This is a genomic window from Mesorhizobium sp. M7A.F.Ca.CA.004.12.1.1 (assembly GCF_003997835.1).
Lineage (GTDB): Bacteria > Pseudomonadota > Alphaproteobacteria > Rhizobiales > Rhizobiaceae > Mesorhizobium.
The window spans coordinates 1-5202 of the sequence record NZ_RZRK01000446.1 but is presented as its reverse complement, the minus strand read 5'-3'; the positions used below and the strand labels follow the sequence as shown (position 1 = coordinate 5202).

General features: G+C 62.7%; 3 protein-coding genes. 1 reads left to right on the top strand and 2 read right to left on the bottom strand.

What is annotated here, in order from left to right; genetic code table 11:
- Positions 1–425 precede the first annotated feature (425 nt).
- Positions 426–2165, top strand: a complete 1740-nt coding sequence (gene ggt / locus EN984_RS22035) for a gamma-glutamyltransferase (protein WP_127271721.1) — start codon at positions 426–428, stop codon at positions 2163–2165.
- Between the two features lie 86 nt (positions 2166–2251).
- Here the strand turns inward: ggt and EN984_RS22030 are convergent, their stop codons facing one another.
- Both EN984_RS22030 and EN984_RS22025 read right to left on the bottom strand, forming a co-directional pair.
- Positions 2252–2599 carry a hypothetical protein gene (locus tag EN984_RS22030; protein ID WP_032808338.1) on the bottom strand — a complete coding sequence of 116 codons (348 nt, stop codon included), beginning with the start codon at positions 2597–2599 and terminating at the stop codon, positions 2252–2254.
- A 434-nt stretch (positions 2600–3033) separates the two neighbouring features.
- Entirely contained in the window at positions 3034–5139 is a 2106-nt protein-coding gene (locus EN984_RS22025) for a TonB-dependent siderophore receptor (RefSeq protein WP_164748871.1), read from the bottom strand.
- Between the last annotated feature and the right edge of the window lie 63 nt (positions 5140–5202).

Here is a 5202-nt window from a genome sequence, read left to right as displayed (position 1 = left end):
GCTGAAGACTGGTGGCGCCATTGATCCGGTCGCGGCCTATAGGGCGGCGGGTTACCGCGCCAAGGTCGCTGCGGAACGGCCGGCGGTTGTGGGTGGCTCTGGCGGCATTGTCTGAGGCCGAGCCGGCCCCCTCATCCGGCCGTTTTGCGGCCACCGACCCTCCGGGCGTTCGTTGTTCGAAAAGCCAAGCAGTTGGCTTTTGGCCCGCTGCGCGGACCACGCCTCACCCCCGCTGGGGAGAAGAGACTGACGTCAGCGCTGACAACCTCCTCTCCCCTCGGGGAGAGGTCGGATTGCCTCGAATTGCGCTTCGCAATTCAGTTGGCAATCCGGGTGAGGGGGCTCTTCTCACGCTCCCTTAATTGTTAGTGGACTCGATCAGTCCAACACGGTCTTCTAGGCGTCCCCCCGCCCGGAGAACCGCCATGCCTCTCAACCGTCGGACACTGATCGCCGCCAGTCTTTCCATCACCTTCGCCCTCGCGCCGTTGACGGGCGTCTTCGCCGCATCGCCTGCGCCGGCCAAGGGCGAGCACGGCATGGTGGTGACGGCCCAGCATCTGGCGTCCGAAGTCGGTATCGAGGTGCTGAAAAAGGGCGGCAATGCTGTCGATGCGGCGGTTGCCGTCGGCTATGCGCTCGCGGTCGTCTACCCCAATGCCGGCAATATCGGCGGCGGCGGCTTCATGACCATCCGCTTCAAGGACGGCAAATCGACCTTTCTCGATTTTCGCGAGCGGGCGCCGCTGGCGGCGACAAAAACCATGTATCTCGACAAGGACGGCAACCCGGTGAAGGGGGCCAGTCTCGACGGCTATCTTGCGGTCGGCGTGCCGGGTTCGGTGGCCGGTCTGGAGATGGCCCGCGAAAAATACGGCAAATTGTCCCGCCAGGATTTGATGGCGCCGGCAATCGGCTATGCCAGGGACGGCTTCATCCTCAACCAGGGCGACGCCGCCTCGTTTGCCGGCAGCGCCGACAGGCTGGCGAAGGACCCCGCGGCCGCCGCCATATTCCTGAAACCCGACGGCAAGCCCTATGGCATCGGCGAGCGGCTGGTCCAGCCCGACCTCGCGGCGTCGCTCGCCGCCATTTCCGAAGAGGGTGCGGATGCCTTTTACAAAGGCGCCATCGCCGATGCCATCGTCAAGGCGAGCGGCGCCAAGGGCGGCATTCTCGCCAAGCCCGACTTCGAGCAATATGCGGTGCGCGAACTCAAGCCCGTGACCTGCACCTATCGCGGCTACGAGATCACCTCCTCGCCGCCGCCCAGCTCCGGCGGCGTCATCATCTGCGAAATCCTCAACGTTCTGGAGGGCTATCCCTTATCCTATCTCGGTGCCGGATCGGCCGAGTCCATCCATGTCATGGTCGAAGCGATGCGCTATGCCTATGTTGACCGCAATTCCGCGCTCGGCGATCCCGATTTCGTCGACAATCCGGTCTCGAAATTGCTTGATAAGGCCTATGCCAAGGATATCCGCGACAAGATCGACCCGTTCCGGGCCGGCGTGTCGCAGGATCTGATGCCGAAGGGCTTTGGCGAGAGCAAGGAGACGACGCATTATTCGATCATCGACGATGAAGGCAATGCGGTCGCGGTCACCTACACGCTGAATGGCTCCTTCGGAGCCGGCGTCGTCGCCGACGGCACCGGCATCCTGCTCAACAACGAAATGGACGATTTCACCCAGAAACCCGGCGTGCCCAATCTCTACGGCCTTGTCCAGGGCGAGGCCAACGCCATCCAGCCGAAGAAGACGCCGCTGTCGTCGATGAGCCCGACCGTGGTCGCCAAGGACGGCAAACCGTTCATGGTCATCGGCAGCCCGGGTGGCTCGCGCATCATCACGATCACGCTGGAAGCGATCGTCAATGTCATCGACCACGGCATGAACATCCAGGAGGCGATCGACGCGCCTCGCATCCACCATCAATGGCTGCCCGACAAGGTTTATGTCGAGCCGTTCGGCCTGTCGCCGGACACAGAAAAGCTGCTGGCCGGCATGGGATATCACCTCGATCTCGCTGACCAGACCTGGGGGCAGGCGGCCGGCATCCTGGTCGGCGGCAAGAGCCTGGCGGAAATCGAGAAGGGCGGCGGCGCGCGCTACAACGGCGCCATCGACAGCCGCGCGGCCTCTGGCGAGGCGCTCGGATACTGACAGCTCGGAGGAAAAACCTGGTGCAGCGTGGCGATTCGGGTTGATCGCCCGCTGCTCAAGTGGATCGGCTCACACCGATTTGGCCGTCACAAGACCAGCGTGAGAGTGGACGCAACCAGCATCAAGGCGGCAATGCCGACGAACAGCGCATAGATACGCGGCCGGTCGAGCAGCAGCGCGTTTCCGGATATCCAGGCGGACGTGGCGCCGCCAAGCGCGAAGAGGAAGCCGTTGCGGTGCCCGAAGACCATCGATGCGGCCATCAGCCCGCCAATGATCAGCGCACCGAACACGATGATCACGGCAACGGCATATCTCTCGAAATCATTGCCGCTACCCATGCTCGGGCCGATTGCGTTCAACGTCGGCAGGTCGTCCGGATCGAAAGGGTTCGTCGACCCGTATTCGTCTTGACCGGCAGGCTCTCGCATCATTCATTCTCCGTATAGCGGCAACAAACCATCAAGCCTTGCCGAGCGCAACCCGATCGCACTCCCTTCAATGCGTTTGGTACGGTCTTCTACACCTTCTGGCGACGACCGCCGCCGGTTTTTTGATTCGTTGCCTTTTTCAGGCAATCCAATCCAGAGCGCGCCGCCCGGAGGCGGTCGTGGGACCATCCATCCTGGAATGCATTCGTGGAGGAAAAATGATGCGGGACGTGGATTGCGCTTCGCGGGCAGCGATTTTCGGCGAGCGGGACGTCGCACGCCCACCGTGACGGTGCGAATCGTCTTGCCGCCATCCGGACGGAGGACAGGGCCGCGTCGAATCGCGGCTCTGGACGCGCGTCATCACAGGTTCATGCGGCGCGCTTCAGATCCCGCATGCCAGATCACTGCCAGCCGAGGCAGCCGAGCGGCATGCATCAGAACTTCATGCTGAGGCTGCCCTTGATGACGCGGCCTTCGCCATAGATGCAGCTGAGGTCGGCATTGCTGCCGGCCTCATAGCAGGTCGAATAGTAGGTCTTGTCGAACAGGTTGGAGACATTGAGCGCTGCCTGCCAGCCATTCTTCTTGTAGCGCAGTGCCGCGTCGACCAGCGTGTGGCCGGGCACGTTAACCGTGTTCGTACTGTCACCGAAGCTGGCGCCGATATAGCGCACGCCGGCGCCGACACTCAGGCCCTCGAGCACGCCGCTGCCAACCTCATAGTTGGCCCACAGCGATGCCTGGTGTTCCGGCACCCTGGCCGGGCGGTTACCGACGACGGCGGCGGCATCGCTGGTTATCTCCGCGTCGAGATAGGTGTAGGCCGCCGTCATGCTGAGGCCGGAAGCCAGATCTGCGTTGGCCTCGATCTCCAGGCCGCGATGGCGGACTTCTCCGGTCTGGACCTGGTAGACGGGATTGGCTGCTGCCGTCGGCACATTGGTCTTGCGCAGGTCGAACAGCGAAGCGGTGATGAAGCCGGGGAAGAAGGTCGGCTCGTATTTCAAGCCGACTTCATACTGCTTGCCCAACGACGGCAGCAGCGCGTCTCCGGACTGGGTCGGGCCGATATTGGTGGTGAAGGATTCGGCATAGCTGGCGTAGGGCGTCAGGCCGTTGTCGAAGAGATAGCCGATGCCGATATTGCCGGTGAAGGCATGGTCCTTCTGATCGTAGCTGCCTGCACCGTCGAGTCGGTTGAAATTGGTGTGGTCGATCCAGGCCTGCCGGCCGCCGATTGTCAGGACCCAGTGGTCGGCGATCTTGGACTGGTTTTGTGCATAGAGGCCGACCTGGCCGATCGTCTCCACGCGATCCGTAATGATGAGGCTCGGCGGCGTGACAGGGATCGAGTAGTCCGGGTTCTGGGTGTCCAGCGGCGGACCCGCCCCGTAGCCGTTGCGCCCGTCGACCGATTGTCTGCTGTAATCCAGACCGAACAGCAGCTTGTTTTCGACCACGCCGAAGTCAGCCTTGTACTCGGCCTGGTTGTCGACGTTGAACAGCCTTGCCGTCTCATCCACGGTGAACAGCGTGCGCTGCACCGTATGTTCGTCTGCGCCGATGTATGGGCCGCCAAGCCACTCGCCAAAATAGAGCTGCCGGTAGTCGGTTTCCTGCTGCGAGTAGCGCAGGTTTTGCCGCACCGTCCAATGGTCGTCGAACTCATGGCTGAACTGGTAGCCGATCGAACCATGGTTGGCATCGAAGCGGTCGAAGTCAGGCGAGCCGGTGAAGAAATTGCGCGGCAGATTGCCATACTGCGCCGGCAGAAACTGATTCGTCGTCAGCCTGTCCCACTGGTAGTTGGCCAGGACGGTCAGCGAGGTCTGCGCATCCGGCTGCCACTTGAGCGCCGGCGCGACGAAGATGCGGTCGTTGCGGGAATAGTCGGTTTCGAGCGCGCCGTTGCGAACCAGGCCGGTCAGCCGGTAGGACCACACGCCGGCATCGTCGATCGGGCCGCCTATATCCAGCCCGGCCTCGACGGTGTTGAAGCTGCCATAGCTGAGGAAGCCGTCATAGATCGGCTTGTCAGTCGGCCGCTTGGTGACGGCATTGACCATGCCGCCAGCCTCGTTCTCGCCGTAGAGCACCGAGGATGGCCCCTTCAAGACTTCGATTCGCTCCAGCCCGTAGGGCTCGATCTTGAAGCCTGAGAAATCGATCACTTTCTGCGGCAGCCCGTCGCGATAGATCGCCGACGTGCAGAGGTCGAACCCACGAATCAGGCATTGGTCGAAGCGATCGTCGACGCCCCATGGCGAGATGGTGACGCCGGCGAGATAGGACAAGGCGTCCTCAAGCTGCCCCGGCTGGCGATCGTCGAGCTGCTTGCGGGTCACCACCGAAATCGAGCGCGGAATTTCCTTCAGCGGCGTGTCGGTTTTCGAGCCGGTGGTGGTGTTTTTGGCGATGTAGCCGTCATCCGGTCCGACCGGGCTGTCGCTCTGTCCCTCGACATTGATCGGGTTGAGCTCGGTCGCGGCTTCCTGCGCAAGGACCTGGGTGCAAAGCAGGGTCGAAAGCGATGCGACCACGAGGCTCCGGGTCCGGCTTCGCCGCCGCGCCGCACGATATGCACTCAACCCCATCTTGATACC

What these genes read in the sequence shown, in the direction of transcription:
- ggt (WP_127271721.1), top strand. Translation starts at nt 426, where the DNA reads ATGCCTCTCAACCGTCGGACACTGATCGCCGCCAGTCTTTCCATCACC.
- EN984_RS22030 (WP_032808338.1), bottom strand. Translation starts at nt 2,599, where the DNA reads ATGATGCGAGAGCCTGCCGGTCAAGACGAATACGGGTCGACGAACCCT.